This window comes from Streptomyces sp. NPDC001401 (assembly GCF_042895385.1).
Classification (GTDB): domain Bacteria; phylum Actinomycetota; class Actinomycetes; order Streptomycetales; family Streptomycetaceae; genus Streptomyces.
The window spans coordinates 142,917-160,697 of the sequence record NZ_JBIAWI010000012.1 but is presented as its reverse complement, the minus strand read 5'-3'; the positions used below and the strand labels follow the sequence as shown (position 1 = coordinate 160,697).

At 69.0% G+C, this 17,781-nt stretch carries 14 protein-coding genes; 8 read left to right on the top strand and 6 right to left on the bottom strand.

Annotation, left to right across the window (positions count from 1 at the left end):
- Window positions 1–57 precede the first annotated feature (57 nt).
- The 3 genes from ACFY10_RS34335 (at window position 58) to ACFY10_RS34325 (ending at window position 2,981) form a co-directional block, all read left to right on the top strand.
- Window positions 58–1,029, top strand: a complete 972-nt coding sequence (locus tag ACFY10_RS34335) for a pirin family protein (RefSeq protein WP_390669143.1) — start codon at window positions 58–60, stop codon at window positions 1,027–1,029.
- Between the two features lie 91 nt (window positions 1,030–1,120).
- Window positions 1,121–1,837 carry a hypothetical protein gene (locus tag ACFY10_RS34330; RefSeq protein WP_390669142.1) on the top strand — a complete coding sequence of 239 codons (717 nt, stop codon included), beginning with the start codon at window positions 1,121–1,123 and terminating at the stop codon, window positions 1,835–1,837.
- Window positions 1,838–1,928: 91 nt separating this feature from the next.
- Complete coding sequence (locus tag ACFY10_RS34325; protein WP_390669141.1) at window positions 1,929–2,981, top strand: AI-2E family transporter; 1,053 nt, start codon at window positions 1,929–1,931, stop codon at window positions 2,979–2,981.
- Here ACFY10_RS34325 and ACFY10_RS34320 read toward each other — a convergent pair.
- Window positions 2,945–5,098 carry a SpoIIE family protein phosphatase gene (locus ACFY10_RS34320; protein WP_390669140.1) on the bottom strand — a complete coding sequence of 718 codons (2,154 nt, stop codon included), beginning with the start codon at window positions 5,096–5,098 and terminating at the stop codon, window positions 2,945–2,947. The two genes, ACFY10_RS34325 and ACFY10_RS34320, sit on opposite strands and share 37 nt — an antisense overlap.
- Before the next feature lie 157 nt (window positions 5,099–5,255).
- On the opposite strand from ACFY10_RS34320, the gene aspS reads away from it, so the two are divergent.
- The 5 genes from aspS (at window position 5,256) to ACFY10_RS34295 (ending at window position 11,074) form a co-directional block, all read left to right on the top strand.
- A complete protein-coding gene (gene aspS / locus ACFY10_RS34315) occupies window positions 5,256–7,019 on the top strand; it encodes an aspartate--tRNA ligase (RefSeq protein WP_390669139.1) in 1,764 nt (587 codons plus the stop codon).
- A 176-nt stretch (window positions 7,020–7,195) separates the two neighbouring features.
- On the top strand, window positions 7,196–7,657 hold the full coding sequence (locus tag ACFY10_RS34310) for a hypothetical protein (RefSeq protein WP_390669138.1): 462 nt from the start codon (window positions 7,196–7,198) through the stop codon (window positions 7,655–7,657).
- Window positions 7,658–7,722: 65 nt separating this feature from the next.
- Window positions 7,723–8,697 (top strand): dioxygenase, encoded by a 975-nt coding sequence (locus ACFY10_RS34305; RefSeq protein WP_390669137.1) that lies wholly within the window; start codon window positions 7,723–7,725, stop codon window positions 8,695–8,697.
- Between the two features lie 142 nt (window positions 8,698–8,839).
- The gene (locus ACFY10_RS34300) at window positions 8,840–10,195 is read left to right on the top strand and encodes a polysaccharide lyase family 1 protein (RefSeq protein ID WP_390669136.1); all 1,356 of its coding nucleotides are present in this window, start codon (window positions 8,840–8,842) and stop codon (window positions 10,193–10,195) included.
- Window positions 10,196–10,375: 180 nt separating this feature from the next.
- Window positions 10,376–11,074 (top strand): GPP34 family phosphoprotein, encoded by a 699-nt coding sequence (locus ACFY10_RS34295; protein WP_390669135.1) that lies wholly within the window; start codon window positions 10,376–10,378, stop codon window positions 11,072–11,074.
- A gap of 13 nt (window positions 11,075–11,087) precedes the next feature.
- Here ACFY10_RS34295 and ACFY10_RS34290 read toward each other — a convergent pair whose 3' ends face one another.
- The 5 genes from ACFY10_RS34290 to ACFY10_RS34270 all read right to left on the bottom strand — a co-directional run.
- Window positions 11,088–11,564 (bottom strand): hypothetical protein, encoded by a 477-nt coding sequence (locus tag ACFY10_RS34290; RefSeq protein ID WP_390669134.1) that lies wholly within the window; start codon window positions 11,562–11,564, stop codon window positions 11,088–11,090.
- 72 nt (window positions 11,565–11,636) lie between these two features.
- The gene (locus ACFY10_RS34285) at window positions 11,637–14,324 is read right to left on the bottom strand and encodes an ATP-binding protein (protein WP_390669133.1); all 2,688 of its coding nucleotides are present in this window, start codon (window positions 14,322–14,324) and stop codon (window positions 11,637–11,639) included.
- A gap of 9 nt (window positions 14,325–14,333) precedes the next feature.
- Complete coding sequence (locus ACFY10_RS34280) at window positions 14,334–14,819, bottom strand: hypothetical protein (RefSeq protein ID WP_390669272.1); 486 nt, start codon at window positions 14,817–14,819, stop codon at window positions 14,334–14,336.
- A 270-nt stretch (window positions 14,820–15,089) separates the two neighbouring features.
- Window positions 15,090–16,805 carry a methionine--tRNA ligase gene (gene metG / locus ACFY10_RS34275; protein WP_390669132.1) on the bottom strand — a complete coding sequence of 572 codons (1,716 nt, stop codon included), beginning with the start codon at window positions 16,803–16,805 and terminating at the stop codon, window positions 15,090–15,092.
- A gap of 162 nt (window positions 16,806–16,967) precedes the next feature.
- Window positions 16,968–17,781 (bottom strand): VWA domain-containing protein (locus ACFY10_RS34270; RefSeq protein ID WP_390669131.1); only part of this gene is annotated, 814 nt, incomplete at its 5' end.

Genomic DNA, 17,781 nt, shown 5'->3' with positions numbered 1-17,781 from the left:
TACGGGTGGCAGAAAGTTCAATGCTCAACTAAACTGGCCGCACAAGGAGGTACCGACATGCCTGCAGTGACCGTCGAGAACCCGCTGACCCTGCCCCGCGTGGCCGCACCGGCCGACGCCGTGGCGCGTCCCGTACTCGCCGTCACGACCGCGCCGAGCGGTTTCGAGGGCGAGGGCTTCCCGGTGCGCCGGGCGTTCGCCGGGATCAACTACAAGTACCTCGACCCGTTCATCATGATGGACCAGATGGGCGAGGTGGAGTACGCGCCGGGCGAGCCCAAGGGCACCCCCTGGCACCCGCACCGCGGCTTCGAGACCGTGACGTACATCATTGATGGGATCTTCGACCACCAGGACTCCAACGGTGGCGGCGGCACCATCACCAACGGCGACACCCAGTGGATGACCGCGGGCTCGGGCCTGCTGCACATCGAGGCTCCGCCGGAGTCCCTCGTCATGTCCGGCGGCCTCTTCCACGGCCTGCAGCTGTGGGTGAACCTGCCGGCCAGGGACAAGATGATGGCCCCGCGCTACCAGGACATCCGCGGCGGCAACGTGCAGCTGCTGACGACCCCGGACGGCGGTGCGCTGCTGCGTGTCATCGCCGGTGAGCTCGACGGCCACCAGGGCCCCGGCATCACGCACACGCCGATCACGATGATCCACGCGACGCTGGCGCCGGGCGCGGAGATCACCCTGCCGTGGCGCGAGGACTTCAACGGCCTCGCGTACGTCCTCGCCGGCCGGGGCGCGGTCGGTGCCGAGCGCCGCCCGATCCAGCTGGGCCAGACCGCCGTGTTCGGTGCGGGCTCCGCGCTGACCGTCCGTGCGGACGAGAAGCAGGACTCCCACACGCCGGACCTGGAGGTCGTGCTCCTGGGCGGGCAGCCGATCCGTGAGCCCATGGCCCACTACGGCCCGTTCGTCATGAACACCCGCGAGGAGCTCCAGCAGGCCTTCGATGACTTCCAGAAGGGGCGGCTGGGGACCATCCCGGCGGTGCACGGGATGACCGAGGGCGGGCTCTGAGATCGAAAGGTAAACAGGGGATAAGAGGGGCAGAATAGGAAAAGAGTCCTGAATCGGGACCCTCGCGGAACTTCGTCGCGAGGAGGCCGAGATGACGAAGCGCCTGTACTGGCCCGGTGTCGCCGGGGTGGGGTCCGGGGTGATCATGCTCACCGCGGTGATCATCCTGAACAGCAACATCCCGGACGACACCGGAAAGAGGGGCCTGGCCAAGACCCTCACCTTCTACCTCAAGAGCAGCAACCTCGACCTGCTCGAGACCACGACCCTGCTGCTGCTCACCTCGTCCATGCTGTTCCTGTTCTTCCTGGGCCCCCTCACCCGCATCGCCGGGAAGCGGTCGCAGCTGGTCCTGGCGGGCGGCATCGCCTTCGCCGTGCTCATGATGGCCGCGGCACTGATCTCCGGCATCTTCGCGATCTCGGCCAAGTACGACGACACGTTCCTGGTGGTCGCGGGGACGGCCCTGCTGGCCATGCTGCTGATCGACCTGGCCTACGGCGCATTCATCGGAGCCATGGCCGCGGCGGCCGTCCTGCTGTTCGCGATGTGGCGGGTGTCCCGGACGACCGACGACCTGCCGCAGTGGCTGGGCTGGCCGGCGCTGGTCATCGCACTCGGGTCCCTGGCGGGCCCGTTCACCGCCTGGATCACCACATTGCTCATGGGGGTGTGGATCCTTGCGGCCGGCGTGCTGCTGGTGCTGCGTCCACCGGCCGCAGCGGCGGAGCGGCCGACCACGGCGCCCGCCGAGCCGTCCGTGGCACCGACCGAGCCGCCGAAGGTGCCGGCGGGCCCGCGCACGTGAGCCGAGAGCCTGTTCACAGGCTCTGACGTTCCGTCACCCGGGCGGCCTGTCCGCGCAGGACAGGCGAGGCCGCCCGTGATCGCCTTGAGCCGTGCAGCTCCTCCCCGACGCCGCCCGCCGCCTGGCCGGCTGGTGTGCCGTCGTCCTGCTCGTCTCAGGGGTCGTCTACGTCGGGGTCCGGCTGTGCTCGGAGTTCCGGACCGCCGTCACGCCGGTGCTGCTCGCCCTGCTCGGGACCGCGCTGCTCGGACCCCTGCACCGGCGGCTCGTCAAGGCGAAGGTCAACCGGTCGATCGCCGCCGGGCTCACATGTGTTGCGGTGGTCGCCGTCGTCGGCGGGGCCGTGTACATCGTCGTCGCCGCGCTCATCGACACCGGGGACCAGATCGTCGCCTCGCTCAAGGACGCGGCTCAGGGCGTCGCCGATCACTTCGGGGCCGCGGGGACCTCGCTGGACGACCTCGCCACGAACGCCAAGGACCTGCTCACCAAGTTCGGCGGGACGGCCGCGTCCAACGTCATCAGCGGGGTGAGCATCGTCGGCGAGAGCATCGCCATGGCCGTGCTGGCGCTGTTCCTCGTCTTCTTCTTCCTGCGGGACTCGCACAAGGCCGCCGACCTGATCCGGGGTATCGCTCCGGGGAAGAGCGGCGACACCCTCGAAGCCATGGCCCGGCGGGCCTTCGAGGCCGTCGAGGGGTTCATGCGGGGAACCACCCTCATCGCGCTCATCGACGCCGTCTGCATCACCGTGGGGCTGTTGTTCCTCCGCGTCCCGGGGGCCGTAGGGCTCGGTGCGCTCGTCTTCGTCGGTGCCTACGTCCCCTACCTCGGCGCCTTCGTCTCCGGCGCCGTCGCCGTGCTGGTCGCGCTTGCCGACCGGGGCTTCGTGATCGCTCTGTGGGTGCTCGGGGTGGTGCTGGCGGTCCAGGTGCTGGAGGGGCATGTGCTGCAGCCCATGATCCAGAGCCGGACCGTGCAGATGCACCCGGCGGTGGTGATGGTCGCGATCACGGCGGGAGCGTCCGTCGCAGGGGTCCTCGGCATGCTGCTGGCGGTGCCGCTGACCGCGGCCGCCTTCGGGGTCCTGCACGAACTGCGGACGCGCTACCCGGAGCCGGAAGCCGAGCCGTCGGACTCGTAGAGCTCGAACCAGATGCTCTTGCCCTCGCCCTGCGGGTCCACGCCCCACGCGTCCGCGAGCAGCTCGATGAGCATCAACCCCCGCCCGGAGGAGGCCAGTTCGCCGGGGCTGCGCCTGTGCGGGAGGGCGTCGCTGTTGTCGGTGACCCCGATGCGCATCCGGCGGCTGCCGTGTTCGCCCCGCACCTCCGCCAGCAGCAGCGCGTCGGCGTCGGTGTGCACGAGGACATTGGTGAGCATCTCGGAGACCAGCAGCACCGCCGAGTCGACCTGGTCCGGCGAGGGCCAGTCGTGGAGCAGTTCGCGCAGCTGCTGACGGGCCACCGCCACCCGCTCCGGCTCGGCCTGCGCGACGGACAGCATCGTGCGGCGCACCGGCGGCGGCACGAACAGCGCTTCGCCGTGGCCCTCCACCGGCCGGGACAGCAGCAGTACGGCTATGTCGTCCTCGCGCCGGTCGGCGAGCGGGCCGGTGGTGTGGTGGGAGGAGGGGCCGTGCACGCCCTGGACCAGGGCGTCGGCCAGCTCCTCCAGGTCGTCGCCCTTGTGGTCCTCAAGGATGGTGCGGATCCGCTGCCAGCCGCTCTCCAGGTCGTGGCCGCCGGTCTCGATCAGACCGTCGGTGCAGATCAGCATGGTCTCGCCGGATTCGAGGGTGATCCGGGTGGTCGGGTAGTCGGCGTCCGGGTCGATGCCGAGCGGCAGACCGCCCGCCGTCGGGCGGGCCAGCACCGTGCCGTCCGCCATCCGGATCGCCGGGTCGGGGTGCCCGGCGCGGGCGATGTCGAGGGTGCCGGTCGCCGGGTCGGCCTCGACGTACAGACAGGTCGCGAAGCGCAGGTCCGCGAGGGCGTCCTCCTCGGGGGCGCCGTGCTGGGTGGCGCCGTCCGACAAGCCGTGCAGGAAACGGGAGGCGCGGGAGAGCACCGCGTCGGGGCGGTGGCCCTCGGAGGCGTACGCGCGCAGGGCGATACGGAGCTGGCCCATCAGGCCGGCCGCCCGCACGTCATGACCCTGGACGTCGCCGATGACCAGGGCGATACGGCCGTTGGGCAGCGGGATCATGTCGTACCAGTCGCCGCCGACCTGGAGGCCGCCGCCGGTGGGGACGTAGCGGGCCGCGACGCTCATGCCCGGTATCTGCGGGCCGAGGGTGGGCAGCATCGAGCGCTGCAGGCCGTCGGTCAGCGCCCGCTCGGTCTCGGCGGCGCCGGCCCGGGACAGGGCCTGGGCGAGCATGCGGGCCACCGTTGTCAGCACGGACCGCTCGTCGGGATTGAAGGTCACCGGATAGGCGAAGGCCGCCATCCAGGCGCCCATCGTGCGACCCGCAACGGTCAGCGGCAGAAACGCCCAGGAACTGCGGCCGAAGGACGAGGCGAGCGGCCAGGTGACCGGGTAGCGGGACTTGTACTGCTGGGGGGTGGTGAGATAGACGGCGCGGCCCGTGCGGACCACCTCGGCGGCCGGGTAGTCGGTGTCCAGCGACATGTGCGAGAAGGGACCCTCGTCGCCGGGCTGATGGCCGTGGTGGCCGATGATCCTCAGCCGGTCGCCCTGCACGCTGAACACGGCGAGCCCGTCCGGCGAGAACCCCGGCATCGACAGGCCCGCCGCGACCCGCAGCACCTCCTCCGTGGACCGCGCCTCGGCCAGCGCCCGGCCCGCGTCCAGCAGGAACGCCTCCCTGGAACGCCGCCAGTCGCCGGTGACGGCGCTGCGTCCGGCCGGCGTGCCCGGGGTCGGCTCGGTGACCTCCTGGAGCGTGCCGATCAGCTGGAAGGACTTCTTCCCGGCGTCGAACGACGGCTTGGAGCGGGAGCGCACGACACGGATGATCCGGCCGTGCTCGTCCATGATCCGGATCCGCACCTCGGCCAGCGTGCCCTCGGCGACGGCCAGTCCGACGACGGCGATGATCTCGTTCCAGTCGACCGGATGGAGCCGGGCCCGGGCCTTGGCCTCCGTGAGAGTGGTCTGCACGGCAGGCAGCCCGAGCAGCCGAGCCGCTTCGGCGTCGACCGTGACGAGTTCGGTGGCGGTGTCCCAGTGCCACAGGCCGGTCGCGAGGGCGGCGAGAACCTCCCCCACGGCGGGCAGAGGCTCACCAGTGCGCATTGCCCCACTTTATGGAGAGGTGATCGAGGAGTGCCACCGATTGCCCACTCTTAATGGTGGGGAGCCGATCTTGGGGTGCCCGGTACCCTGGGGGTTGTTTCACGTGAAACACCCTGAGTGACACAGACCCCGATCCGCGAAGACTGGATGAACGACGATGCATCGGTACAGGTCCCACACCTGCGGCGAGCTCCGCTCCTCTGACGTCGGCACCGACGTCCGGCTGAGTGGCTGGCTGCACAATCGGCGCGACCTGGGCGGCATCCTCTTCATCGATCTGCGTGACCACTACGGCATCACGCAGCTCGTCGCCCGTCCGGGCACCCCGGCCTACGAGGCCCTCGACAAGCTGACCAAGGAGTCGACGGTCCGCGTCGACGGCAAGGTCGTCTCCCGGGGCACCGAGAACGTCAACCCGGACCTGCCGACCGGTGAGATCGAGGTCGAGGTCGGCGAGGTCGAGCTGCTCGGCGCGGCCGCCCCGCTCCCCTTCACGATCAACACCGAGGACGGGGTCAACGAGGAGCGGCGCCTGGAGTACCGCTTCCTGGACCTGCGCCGTGAGCGCATGCACCGCAACATCATGCTGCGCACGGCGGTCATCTCGGCGATCCGGCACAAGATGACGGCGCTGGGCTTCAACGAGATGGCGACGCCGATCCTGTCCGCCACCTCCCCCGAGGGCGCGCGTGACTTCGTGGTGCCGTCCCGTCTGAACCCGGGCAAGTTCTACGCCCTGCCGCAGGCTCCGCAGCAGTTCAAGCAGCTGCTGATGATCTCCGGCTTCGACCGGTACTTCCAGATCGCGCCCTGCTTCCGCGACGAGGACGCGCGTGCGGACCGCTCGCCGGGCGAGTTCTACCAGCTCGACGTCGAGATGAGCTTCGTCGAGCAGGAGGACGTCTTCCGCCCGATCGAGCAGCTGATGACGGAGCTGTTCGAGGAGTTCGGCAACGGCCGGCACGTCACCTCCCCGTTCCCGCGGATCCCGTTCCGCGAGGCCATGCTGAAGTACGGCTCCGACAAGCCGGACCTGCGGGCCCAGCTGGAGCTCGTCGACATCACCGACATCTTCGAGGGCTCGGAGTTCAAGGCCTTCGCAGGCAAGCACGTGCGTGCGCTGCCGGTGCCGGACGTCTCCGCCCAGCCCCGGAAGTTCTTCGACCAGCTCGGCGACTTCGCGGTCTCGCAGGGCGCCAAGGGCCTGGCCTGGGTGCGCGTCGCCGAGGACGGTTCGCTGACCGGCCCGATCGCGAAGTTCCTCACCGAGGAGAACGTCGCCGAGCTGACGAAGCGGCTCCAACTGGCCGCCGGTCACGCGGTGTTCTTCGGCGCGGGCGAGTTCGACGAGGTCTCGAAGATCATGGGCGCGGTCCGCGTCGAGGCCGCCAAGCGCGCCGGGCACTTCGAGGAGGGCGTCTTCCGGTTCTGCTGGATCGTCGACTTCCCGATGTACGAGAAGGACGAGGACACCGGCGCGATCGACTTCTCGCACAACCCCTTCTCCATGCCGCAGGGCGGCCTCGAGGCCCTGGAGACCCAGGACCCGCTGGACATCCTGGGCTGGCAGTACGACATCGTCTGCAACGGCGTCGAGCTGTCCTCCGGCGCGATCCGGAACCACGAGCCGGAGATCATGCTCAAGGCCTTCGAGATCGCGGGCTACGACCGCGAGACCGTCGAGGAGAAGTTCGCCGGCATGCTGCGCGCCTTCCGCTTCGGCGCCCCGCCGCACGGCGGCATCGCCCCCGGCGTCGACCGCATCGTCATGCTCCTCGCGGACGAGCCGAACATCCGCGAGACCATCGCCTTCCCGCTCAACGGCAACGCCCAGGACCTGATGATGGGCGCACCGACCGAGCTGGAGGAGACCCGGCTGAAGGAGCTGCACCTGACGGTGCGCAAGCCGCAGCCGAAGTAGGCCAGTTGAAGTGACAGGGGCTCGAAACCGACCGTCGGTTTCGAGCCCTTTCGCTTGCTTGGAAACCTCACCGGAGGCACACAGGAATCCCGAGGGGGCAGCACAGAAGCCTGTTGTGTCATAGGGAGTGACATCGCAGGTGCCGGCCTTCCGGGCCGCCGGGCCGAGGAGGAGTCATGGGGTACGCGATCGCGCTCTCGGTGCTGTTGATCGCCGGGACGGTGGGCGCGGTCGTCGCGCTGCGGCGGACACGGGTGGTGCCGGGCGCGACCGAACTGGACGCGGAGGCCGAGGCCAACCGCTGGCTGATACGGCTGGGCGGCAGCCTGATGCCGCCCGGTGCAAGCAGCTGGGCGAGCAACGGGAAGACGGCGGGGCAGGCGCTGACCGACGCCGCGGAGTGTCATCGCGCCGCCCGGTCCCTGCTGGCCGAGGCCCGTACGACGGCGGAGTACGAGCGGGTGACGCGGACGGCGCAGGAAGGGCTCCGGCACGTCCAGGCGGCCCGTGAGGCGCTGGGGCTGGCGGCGGACCCGGCTTCCGTCGCTCCCGAACCGGCGCCACAAGCAAGGCAGGCCCGTCAAGAGCACGCCCTTCAAGAGCACGCCCTTCAAGAACCGATTGCGGCCCGGCTTTAAGGATTCATGGGTTCCACAGTGCTTTCCCACGCTCCTGACAGGCGGCCCCCCTAGCTTCGCGGACCATGACGGGAAAGCAGACGGCCGAAGAGCCGAAACACAAGAAGGACCTGACGCGCCGCAAGGTCGTCGTCGTGGGCGCGGGCGCGGTAGCAGCGGTGGGCGTGGGCGGCGGACTCGCCCTGACCGCCTCCGCGGACGAGTCGGCCACCGACGCCTCGCCGAGCGCCTCGAGCACCGCGGAGACCTGTTACACGCTCACGTCGGAGACCACCGAGGGCCCGTACTACATCGACGCAGACAAGATCCGCCAGGACATCACCGAGGACCAGGACGGCATCCCCCTGACCCTCACCCTCAAGGTGATCGACGCGGAGACTTGCAAGCCCGTGAAGAACGCGGCCGTCGACATCTGGCACTGCACCGCGCTGGGCGTCTACTCCGGTTACGAGGCGATGGGCAGCGGCGGCGGGGGCGGCGCCCCGACGGACGCCCCGTCCGGCACACCCACCGGCACACCCACCGACGCACCCTCCGGCACCCCGACGGGCGAGCCCCCGTCCGGCGCCCCCTCCGGCGGTACGGGCGGCGGCCACTCCGAGCCGACCGACGACGAGCGCTATCTGCGCGGCACCTGGAAGACCGACAAGCGCGGCTACGTCACCTTCAAGACGGTCTTCCCGGGCTGGTACCAGGGCCGCTGTGTACACATCCACGTCAAGGTGCACGTGGACGGCACCTGGACGGACGCCGGTTACGAGGGCGGCCACACCTGCCACACCGGTCAGCTGTTCTTCGACGAGAAGTCGGTGCTGGCCTCGGCGAAGGTCGCCCCGTACTCCACGAACACCACGACCCGCACCACCCTCGACGAGGACACGATCTACCCGGACAACGGGCACGAGGGCGGCCTGCTCTACCTCAAGTACGACAAGAAGCACATCGCCAAGGGCGTGCGCGCCCACCTGACCATGGGCGTCGCGCCGGACGAGACGCACGACAGCACGGACACCCAGCCGAGCGCGTCGGCATCGTCATAGTCCTCACGCGGTGCGGGGCGGTCGGAGAAATTTCCGGCCCCCCGCGGCAACTCCCTTGATTCCGGCGGCCACTTAGGGACGGAAGCTCCTTCACCGGAGCATCACGAGCAGCACCTGTCCCACAACCGCGTAAGGAATCCCCGTGGCATCTGCCTCGCACCGCCGCTCCCTCCGAGGGCGCCGCACCCTCGTCGTCTCCGCCGCCGTCGTGGCAGCCGGTGTCGGTGCCGGTGTTCTCGTGATGAACGCGAACGCCGGGACGACGACCGTCGACCTGTACCACCAGACGCTTGCTGCCAAGGACGGCTGGGCGTCCTCCGGTTCCGGCACGACCGGTGGCGCGAAGGCCGACTCCGCGCACACCTTCACCGTCTCCACGCGCGCGCAGCTGGTGAAGGCGCTGGGCTCGGTGTCGGACACCACCCCGCGGATCATCAGGGTCAAGGGCACCATCGACGCCAACACGGACGACAGCGGCAAGAAGCGGACCTGCGCGAACTACGCGTCGGGCACGGGCTACTCGCTCTCCTCGTACCTGAAGGCGTACGACCCGGCCACCTACGGCCGCTCCAAGCTGGCGTCGGGCACGCAGGAGAAGGCGCGTGCCACCGCACAGAAGAAGCAGGCGGCGAACATCGTCTTCAAGGTGCCGGCCAACACCAGCATCGTGGGCGTGCCCGGCACCAAGGCGGGGATCACCGGCGGCATGCTGCAGATCCAGAAGGTGGACAACGTCATCGTCCGCAACCTGACCTTCTCCGCGACCCAGGACTGCTTCCCGCAGTGGGACCCGACGGACGGCGACAAGGGCAACTGGAACTCGCAGTACGACTCGGTCACCCTGCGCGGGGCGACCCATGTCTGGGCCGACCACAACACGTTCACGGACGCGCCGGGCTTCGACACGGCCGATCCGACGTACTACGGACGCCAGTACCAGATCCACGACGGCGAACTCGACATCACCAAGGGCTCGGACCTGGTCACCGTCGAGCGAAACCAGTTCACCAGCCACGACAAGACGATGCTGATCGGCAGCAGCGACACCGACAGCACCGGCAAGCTGCGCGTCTCCATCCACCACAACGTGTGGAAGGGCATCGTGCAGCGCGCGCCGCTGTCCCGCATCGGCCAGATCCACATCTACAACAACTTCTACGACGTCACGGCCCTCAACGGCTACGACCTGCTGTACAGCATCAACTCCCGCGCCAAGGCCCAGGTCGTGGCGCAGAACAACTTCTGGAAGACCTCCGCCTCCCAGAAGGTCTCCAAGCTGCTCAGCGGCGACGGCACGGGCTCGGTGGCCGGCAGCGGCAACCTCGTCAACGGCACCGCGACCGACCTGGTCGCCGCGTACAACGCCGCCTCGTCGAAGAAGATCAAGACGACGGTGAACTGGACGCCGACGCTGACGGCGGGGCTGGAGACGTCGGCGAAGAACCTGCCGACGGAGCTGGCGACGACCACGGGCGCCGGGGTCCTGACCAACTCATAGGCGTCACCCCCACTCCGTACGGCCGCCGTTTCGTCCAGCAGCGCGAACCGGCGGCCGTACCCGTGTCCCACCGGCTCCGTCACCCGCTCCGTGTGCGCGGGCCGGGCTGCCCCGGTCCGCACCCGTTGCCATGACGCGCGTAACGTTGCGCAGATCACGACCAGGGAGAGCACGACAGACATGAGCGACACCGAGCCCGCCGGCACCGCCACCACCCTGGGCGAGCAGATCCTGCTCCTAGCCCTCGACGACACCACGGGCAAGGCCGAGCAGCAGCCGCAGGCCGAGTACATGATCTCCGCCGCCGCCCTGCTCGAGCTCGCGCTGGCCGGCCGCATCCGGATCGGCGACGGGAAGGTCGTCCTCCAGGACGCGACTCCGCTCGGTGCGGCCGCGCTGGACGCCCCGCTGGCGCGAATCGCCGGCCAGGACCAGCAGGACGACAAGGGCGACGCACAGAAGTGGGTCTTCGGCCTGCGCAAGGAGGCCTACGAGGCTGCACGGCAGGGGCTGCTCGACAAGGGGCTGATCCGGGAGGAGCAGCGGCGCGTCCTCGGCCTGTTCCGCACCAGCCGCTTTCCCGAGGCCGACGGCAGCGTCGAGGCCGCCCTGCGCCGCACGCTGGACCAGGTCGTCCTGGCGGGCCGGGACCCCGATGAGCGCACCGCCGCCCTCCTCGTGCTCCTGCACCACGGCGGGCTGCACGCCTCGGCGTTCCCGGACGCCGACCAGGCCGCGGTGAAACGGCGCACGGCGCAGATCGCGGAGAGCCACTGGGCCGGGCCCGCGATGCAGCAGCTCGCCGATTCCGTACTGGTGGCGCTGGCGTCCTTCACGACGTCGACGGCGGTCGGCATCGCATTCAGCAACCCGTCCTAGAGAGTCCCAGGGGTCAGGTGTCGTACGTGCCGTCCCAGGGCTCGGCGAAGGCGAGACGGTCCGGGTAGAGCTCGGCCCAGCTCTCGCCTTCGTCCTCGCGGATCACCAGGCCGAACAGCACACCCTCTACGGTGACTTGGAACGGCCGTATCGCGATGTCCGTGTAGGAACGGCGGGGCAGACTGCGCAGGAGCTTTGCCAGGTGGATACGGGCGCTCTGCAGGACCGACCCGTCTCCGTCCGGGTTGCGCAGCTGCTGCGCCCAGGTGCCGGCACACCAGATCTCCGAGTCGCGGTAGCGGCCCTCGGCGTCGAAGGTGTGCAGCACCGTGTAGAGGCGTTTGTGCTCTTCCCAGCCCTGGTCGAGGCGGAATCCCTGAGGGAAGGCATAGGTGATCGACGCCAGGAACTGCCCATCCGCGTACCGGCCGATGGACTCGGTCCGGTGCTTGGGCGTGTAGGCGATCGGGACGACTTCGGGCACTGCCATGGCGGAACAATACGGGGCTCGGAAAGCCGTTCTGCCTTCCGAGCCCCTGTCTCTCACGGTTCCTACTCAGACTCAGTGGCCCGATGGCCGGTGGAACAGGTAGCCCGGAACGGCACCGAGGCTCTCGTCGTCCAGGGGGCGGATGTCGGACCAGCCGCGCCGCTCGACCGGCGCCAGCACGGACTCGGGGGTGCACGACCATGCCTCGCACAGGGCGCGCAGGAAGAGTCCGTCGAGGGTGCCGGACATCCGCCACCACACCTTCTGCCATGTCAGCGTGAGGTGGTGACGTGCGAACTCGTAATCAGCGTCGCGGTTCATCACCTGTGGAAAAGCCTCCCGCAGAGGCCCGTCAGGAATCCTGCTGAAGGTGAGAACCCAGTTCTCGGGCACTTGCACATTCTGCCCGGACAGGTAGTGGTAGACCGCCGGAGGCCGGGTATGCACTGCCAGGGGAAGGCCGAAGCACATGAAGACCTCGTTCCGCTGTGCGACCCAGTCGGCCGCGTCGGTCGGACGGAGCAGACCCTGGGCCGTGAGGGCGAAGGCGACGTCGTCGGAGAGCCCGTTGAAGGCGCCGTACAGGGTGTGAGCCTGTTCCAGCTGGACCGGATCCCCGAAGCTCCCGGTGCTGCGGAGTTGTTGTTCCTGCGTGCGCATCCAGTCGCGCACCTGGTCCGGGGTGGCGGCGAGGGTGGCTTGGTCGCGTGAGGCTCGACTGGGCTGACCGGCGAGGTACCCGGCGAAGGAGATCGACTCGTCGGCGAGGAGTCCGTTGACTGTGACGACTCCCGAGTAATTACGCCGTCCCGCGTAGTACAGGTCGTTCCCGAGCGTAGCCAGACCGATGCGCCGTCCCCGGTCGTCGAGCACTTCGGTGGCCTGTCTGACGAAATCGTCTCGAAATTGGAGGCGTTGTTTCTCCTCCCCGGTGCGCCAACCATGGGGCAGTGGCGGATACAGACGGTCGAAAACCTCGTCCGCCGCCCCTGTGGCCAGGGAGAACGGGGCGAGGATCTCGGGTGCGGTCGCGCCGGGTTCCCAGGTGTGGATAGGCACCGTGCTTTCCAGGACCAACTGCTGGGCGAGCTGCGAGAGCCGTTCGTCGACGGTCCGGTGGAAGAGGCCTTTGACGTCGTTGGGAGCCTTGCTCAAGGTGACGCGTACTGTCGTGCCCTCGGCGAACCAGCCCTGCTCGGGCAGAGGCGTGAGCAGAGGGCGATGGGAGGGGCCGTCGAAGGTGAGGCGGCGGGCGTCCCGGCTCGCGGCGTCATAGCGGCGGGTGATCACCTCCACCCGGTCGCCGAGGAGGAAGACGGAGAAGAAGCCGATGCCGAACCGGCCGCTGGGCGCGAAGCCCTCGCTGGCCAGTCCGGGCAGCAGGTTGCGGACGGTGGGAGAACTCCAGCCGCTGGTGCCGAAGTCGAGCAGCCCATGGATGAGCGTCTCCTCGTCCATGCCGACGCCGTTGTCACGGACCTCCAGGCACCAGGAGCCGTCGGCCTCGCTCAGACGGATCTCGATGCGTCCGTCGGGGAAGCCGGGTTGCAGCGCCCGGCGGGCCAGCACGGCGTCCTGGGCGTTCTGGATCAGTTCCCGAAGCGCGACTTCGGGCTTGTCGCCGTACAACTGCTCGCCGCCCAGGCTCCGGACCAGACCGGGGACGTCGGAGACCTTGATCGCCCCGTCGATGGGGCGCCAGTCCTGCACGCGGAAGTGCTCGGCGAAGCGTTCGGGGGAGTCGACCCCCGCAACGGCGCGGGCCGCGAGCCGGTTACGGCCGAGGTCGTGCAGGAGGGCGTCGACCGCTTTCAACTCCTGGTCGATATCGCGCAGATAGTCGAGGGCCAGCCACCAGGAGGGGGCGTCCTTGGGGAGAAAGGGCTGGTGCGAGGTGTAGGTGACCCGGTCGCCGCTCCGGTCGGGGCGGCTGACGTGCTCCTGGAAGCGCCAGTGCTCGCGGGAGACACCCTGCGGATTGCGCAGCGCGAACAGCAGTGTCGGAGCACGGCGGCTGTCGATCTGGGTCACGTCGGCCAACCGCAGAATGCACGCCAGCTTGAGCCGATCGATGGTCCAGCCGCGCGGTTGCCACGGCCATGAGCCCCACTCGCGGCGGAACTCGTCGGCCAGCCGGTCGACCGGCCACCAGTGGCTGACTGCCAGATTGCCTATCAGCGGGCCGTATGCCTCGCGCAACGGGACGTCCTCGATGAGGTGGATCTCGTTGCCCGTGCTGGACCGCCAGGACCGGTCCACCAGCCGGCGTGCCTGCTCGGCGTGTGATTCGCGGATCGCAGTGGCCCGGCATGCGTCGGCGATCTCGGCAGGCGGGGAGTCGAGTTGGTCCTGATCGGGCCAGCATCCCTCCTGGCGGTAGTAGGCCACCGACAGCAGATCGCGCCACCGCTTCTCTCCCAGGGCCGCGGGCACGCTCGTCCCGTATGCGGCCTCCCCCATCGCGGCATCGTGGAGCACGAAGGCACAGCCCAGCACGTAGGCCTCTGCGGGATTGAGTGTCACCTCGTTTCCGCATACGAGATCGGCTGTTTCCCACAGAGCGTCCACGTGCGTGATGTCGTGCACCGTGAACTCGGGCATGCTGCGCGCATTCTCCTGAAGGAGTACGGCTGCTTTCTTCCTCAGTTCGAGATACGACGTACGCAGTCGTTCGCGCTGTTCGGAGTGGGGGTCGTCACCCGGTTGCACGGCAAGGGTGCTCTGCCACAGAGACGTGCTGGTGTAGTCGTGCTCGGACACCGGGGACGATCACCTCATTGCCGGCAGGAGGAAGAGCACGGCGATCAACCACATGATGATCACCGAGACAAGGACGAAGAGCAGTACGTATGTCTCGTACCAACGCAGGAAGTTGCCCGGCCGGGGGCGCTTTCGGAACCCCGGTCCGACGACCTCGTCGGTGATGTCGCACTCTTCGTTGCGATAGTCGAGCCAGGTCATCGCCCCCACCACGATCAGCGTGCTGGTGAAGGCAGCGACGACGGTGACGAGGATCAGTAACCCGATAACTCCACCCCGCGCGGTGGTCGGCGCCAGGTCCCACTTTCGGTAGCCGACAAAGAGGAGGAGGGCAGCACTGACGAGTGCGGTGGCGAGCGTCTGGTAGAGGGCGAGGAAGCGGTGCGCGTTCTCGTTCACCGCGTGGATCTGCTGGAGGATGTACCGGTACCGTTCCAGCGCGAATTCATTCCGGACCGACGCTGTTTCTGGTCCGGTCTCCCCCGGTGCCGCCATCGCCCCCACCTGTTCGATCCAGCAGCCTAGGCGATTGCCTCCTGCCCGCGTTCAGTTTCGCCGACACTCGTAGGGCAGGACCAGGGGGCAGTGGAGGCACCTGCCCGGGTCTCACGATTCCCACGCGGAGACCACATCCCGCGGGCCGGCCGTCCTGGGCACAGGCTCCGGGTCGGCGGGAAGCGAGGACACTACCTTTCTGCTTCGCCTGCTTGGAGACATGAGAGAGGGCCCGGAACCGTTCGGTTCCGGGCCCAGGGGCGTGGGGTGTCAGGCCGACTCGCCGCCGAAGCGCTCCTTGTACGTCTCCAGGTCCTCGTCCGTCAGCTTGGCGAACAGGACCGGCGGGACGGTGAAGGAGGTGCCGGCGGGGACCGAGGTGAGGGACTTCGCCTCGTCCGGGGTGACCCAGGTTGCGGTGTCGGCGGGGAGGGCGAAGGCCTGGCGCATGGCGGCCGACGTCGTCGGGATGAAGGGCTCCGAGACCACCGCGTAGAGGTGGATCAGGTTCATCGCCGTACGGAGCGTGAGGGCCGCGCCGTCCTTGTCGGTCTTGATCTCCAGCCAGGGGGCCTTCTCCTCGAGGTAGGAGTTGCCCGCGGACCACAGGGCGCGCAGTGCTGCCGCGGCCTTGCGGAACTGGAGGGTCTCCAGATGGCCCTCGTACTCGGCGAGGAGCTCGGCGATCTGCTCGCCCAGCCTGGTCTCCGCCTCGCCCGGCACGCCGCCCGCGGGGACGTCGTCGCCGAAGCGCTTCCTGGAGAACGACAGGACGCGGTTGACGAAGTTGCCGAGGGTGTCGGCCAGGTCCTTGTTCACTGTCGCCGTGAAGTGCTCCCAGGTGAAGGACGAGTCGTCCGACTCGGGGGCGTTGGCGATGAGGAAGTAGCGCCAGTAGTCCGCCGGGAGGATGTCCAGGGCCTGGTCGGTGAAGACGCCGCGCTTCTGGGACGTGGAGAACTTTCCGCCGTAGTACGTCAGCCAGTTGAAGGCCTTGACGTAGTCGACCTTCTTCCACGGCTCGCGGACACCGAGCTCGGTGGCCGGGAACATCACGGTGTGGAAGGGGACGTTGTCCTTCGCCATGAACTCCGTGTAGCGGACGTCGTTGTCGACGTCGTACCACCACGACTTCCAGTCGCGGTTCTCCGGGTCGAGGTCCGACCACTCCTTCGTCGCGCCGATGTACTCGATCGGGGCGTCGAACCAGACGTAGAAGACCTTGCCCTCCGCGGCCAGCTCCGGCCAGGTGTCGGCCGGGACCGGGACGCCCCAGTCGAGGTCGCGGGTGATCGCGCGGTCGTGCAGGCCCTCGGTCAGCCACTTGTGGGCGATGGAGGAGGCCAGCTGCGGCCAGTCCTTGTCGTGGCGGGCCACCCATTCGCGGACCTCGCCCTCCAGCTTCGACTGGAGGAGGAAGAGGTGCTTCGTCTCACGGACCTCCAGGTCCGTGGAGCCGGAGATCGCCGAGCGGGGGTTGATCAGGTCGGTCGGGTCCAGGACGCGGGTGCAGTTCTCGCACTGGTCGCCGCGGGCCTTGTCGTAGCCGCAGTGGGGGCAGGTGCCCTCGACGTAGCGGTCCGGGAGGAAGCGGCCGTCGGTGGGGCTGTAGACCTGGCGGATCGCCCGCTCCTCGATGAAGCCGTTCTCGTTGAGGCGGCGGGCGAAGTGCTGGGTGATCTCGACGTTCTGGGGGCTGGAGCTCCGGCCGAAGTAGTCGAAGGCGAGGGCGAAGCCGTCGTAGACCGCCTTCTGCGCGTCGTGTGCCTGCGCGCAGAACTCGTCTACGGGGATGCCCTGCTCCTTCGCCGCCAGTTCGGCGGGGGTGCCGTGTTCGTCCGTCGCGCAGATGTACAGGACGTCGTGGCCGCGCTGGCGGAGGTAGCGGGAGTACACGTCCGCCGGGAGCATGGACCCCACCATGTTGCCCAGGTGCTTGATTCCGTTGATGTACGGAAGGGCGCTGGTGATGAGGTGTCGAGCCATCGGGGGCTGCTCCCAGGTCGGATTTCGGGGTGCGTGGTTCTTGCCTGCTTGCGTTCTCGCGAACCTTGAAATCGTAGCCGACATGGGTGGGCCGCCCGCTTCCCGTTTTAAGGGGTGGGAAGGGGCGGCCTCGGGTTCTGCGGGTTCTGCGGGAGTACGGGGTCAGGGGCGCCAGTCGATCAGGACGCCGTCGTAGAGCTCCGCGTCCGTGAGTTCCAGGGGGGTCGGGCCCGCGTGGAAGAAGGCCGTGTTGTCGGTCTTCAGTTTGCGGAGGTAGTCGAAGGCCTTGTTGTCGTGGTCGCCGAACGCGACGAACGAGAAGAACACCGAGGGGTGGGTCTTCGCGGCCTCGGTGAGGGACTGGGTGGCGGGGGTCTTGGCGTCGGGGGCGCCGTCGGTCTGGAAGATGACGAGGGCCGGGGAGTCGGGGGCGGCGGCCGTCTTGTCGTAGTGGGCGAGGACGGCTTCCACGGCGGCGTGGTAGCTGGTACGGCCCATACGGCCGAGGCCGGCGTGTGCGTCGTCGATGGCGGTCTCGGAGGAGGCCGGGGTGAGGTCGGTGGTGCCGTCGACCTCGGTGGAGAAGAAGACGACGTGCACGGAGGCCTTCTCGCTGCCGTCGGGGTCCAGGTGCTCGGCGAGGGCGAGGGTCTGGTCGGCGAGGGCCTGGGCGGAGCCGTCCTTGTAGTACGGGCGCATGCTCGCGGAGCGGTCGAGTACGAGGTAGACCTTGGCGCGGGCGGTGGTGAGGCCTGCTTTTGCCAGGGCGGTGGCGGGGGCGTCCGGCTCCGCCTGGGCCGCGGGTTCGGCCTCGGCTTCCGGCTCCGCCTCGGCCGCGGGTTCGGCCTCCGCCTCGGCTTCCGGCTCCGCCTCGGCTTCTGGCTCCGCCTCGGCCGCGGGTTCGGCCTCCGCCTCGGCTTCCGGCTCCGCCTCGGCTTCTGGCTCCGCCTCGGCCGCGGGTTCGGCCTCCGCCTCG

Bases quoted from the DNA above. Each gene is read 5' to 3' on its own strand.
- ACFY10_RS34335 (WP_390669143.1), top strand. From the start codon at position 58: ATGCCTGCAGTGACCGTCGAGAACCCGCTGACCCTGCCCCGCGTGGCC.
- ACFY10_RS34330 (WP_390669142.1), top strand. From the start codon at position 1,121: ATGACGAAGCGCCTGTACTGGCCCGGTGTCGCCGGGGTGGGGTCCGGG.
- ACFY10_RS34320 (WP_390669140.1), bottom strand. From the start codon at position 5,098: ATGCGCACTGGTGAGCCTCTGCCCGCCGTGGGGGAGGTTCTCGCCGCC.
- aspS (WP_390669139.1), top strand. From the start codon at position 5,256: ATGCATCGGTACAGGTCCCACACCTGCGGCGAGCTCCGCTCCTCTGAC.
- ACFY10_RS34310 (WP_390669138.1), top strand. From the start codon at position 7,196: ATGGGGTACGCGATCGCGCTCTCGGTGCTGTTGATCGCCGGGACGGTG.
- ACFY10_RS34305 (WP_390669137.1), top strand. From the start codon at position 7,723: ATGACGGGAAAGCAGACGGCCGAAGAGCCGAAACACAAGAAGGACCTG.
- ACFY10_RS34295 (WP_390669135.1), top strand. From the start codon at position 10,376: ATGAGCGACACCGAGCCCGCCGGCACCGCCACCACCCTGGGCGAGCAG.
- ACFY10_RS34290 (WP_390669134.1), bottom strand. From the start codon at position 11,564: ATGGCAGTGCCCGAAGTCGTCCCGATCGCCTACACGCCCAAGCACCGG.
- ACFY10_RS34280 (WP_390669272.1), bottom strand. From the start codon at position 14,819: ATGGCGGCACCGGGGGAGACCGGACCAGAAACAGCGTCGGTCCGGAAT.
- metG (WP_390669132.1), bottom strand. From the start codon at position 16,805: ATGGCTCGACACCTCATCACCAGCGCCCTTCCGTACATCAACGGAATC.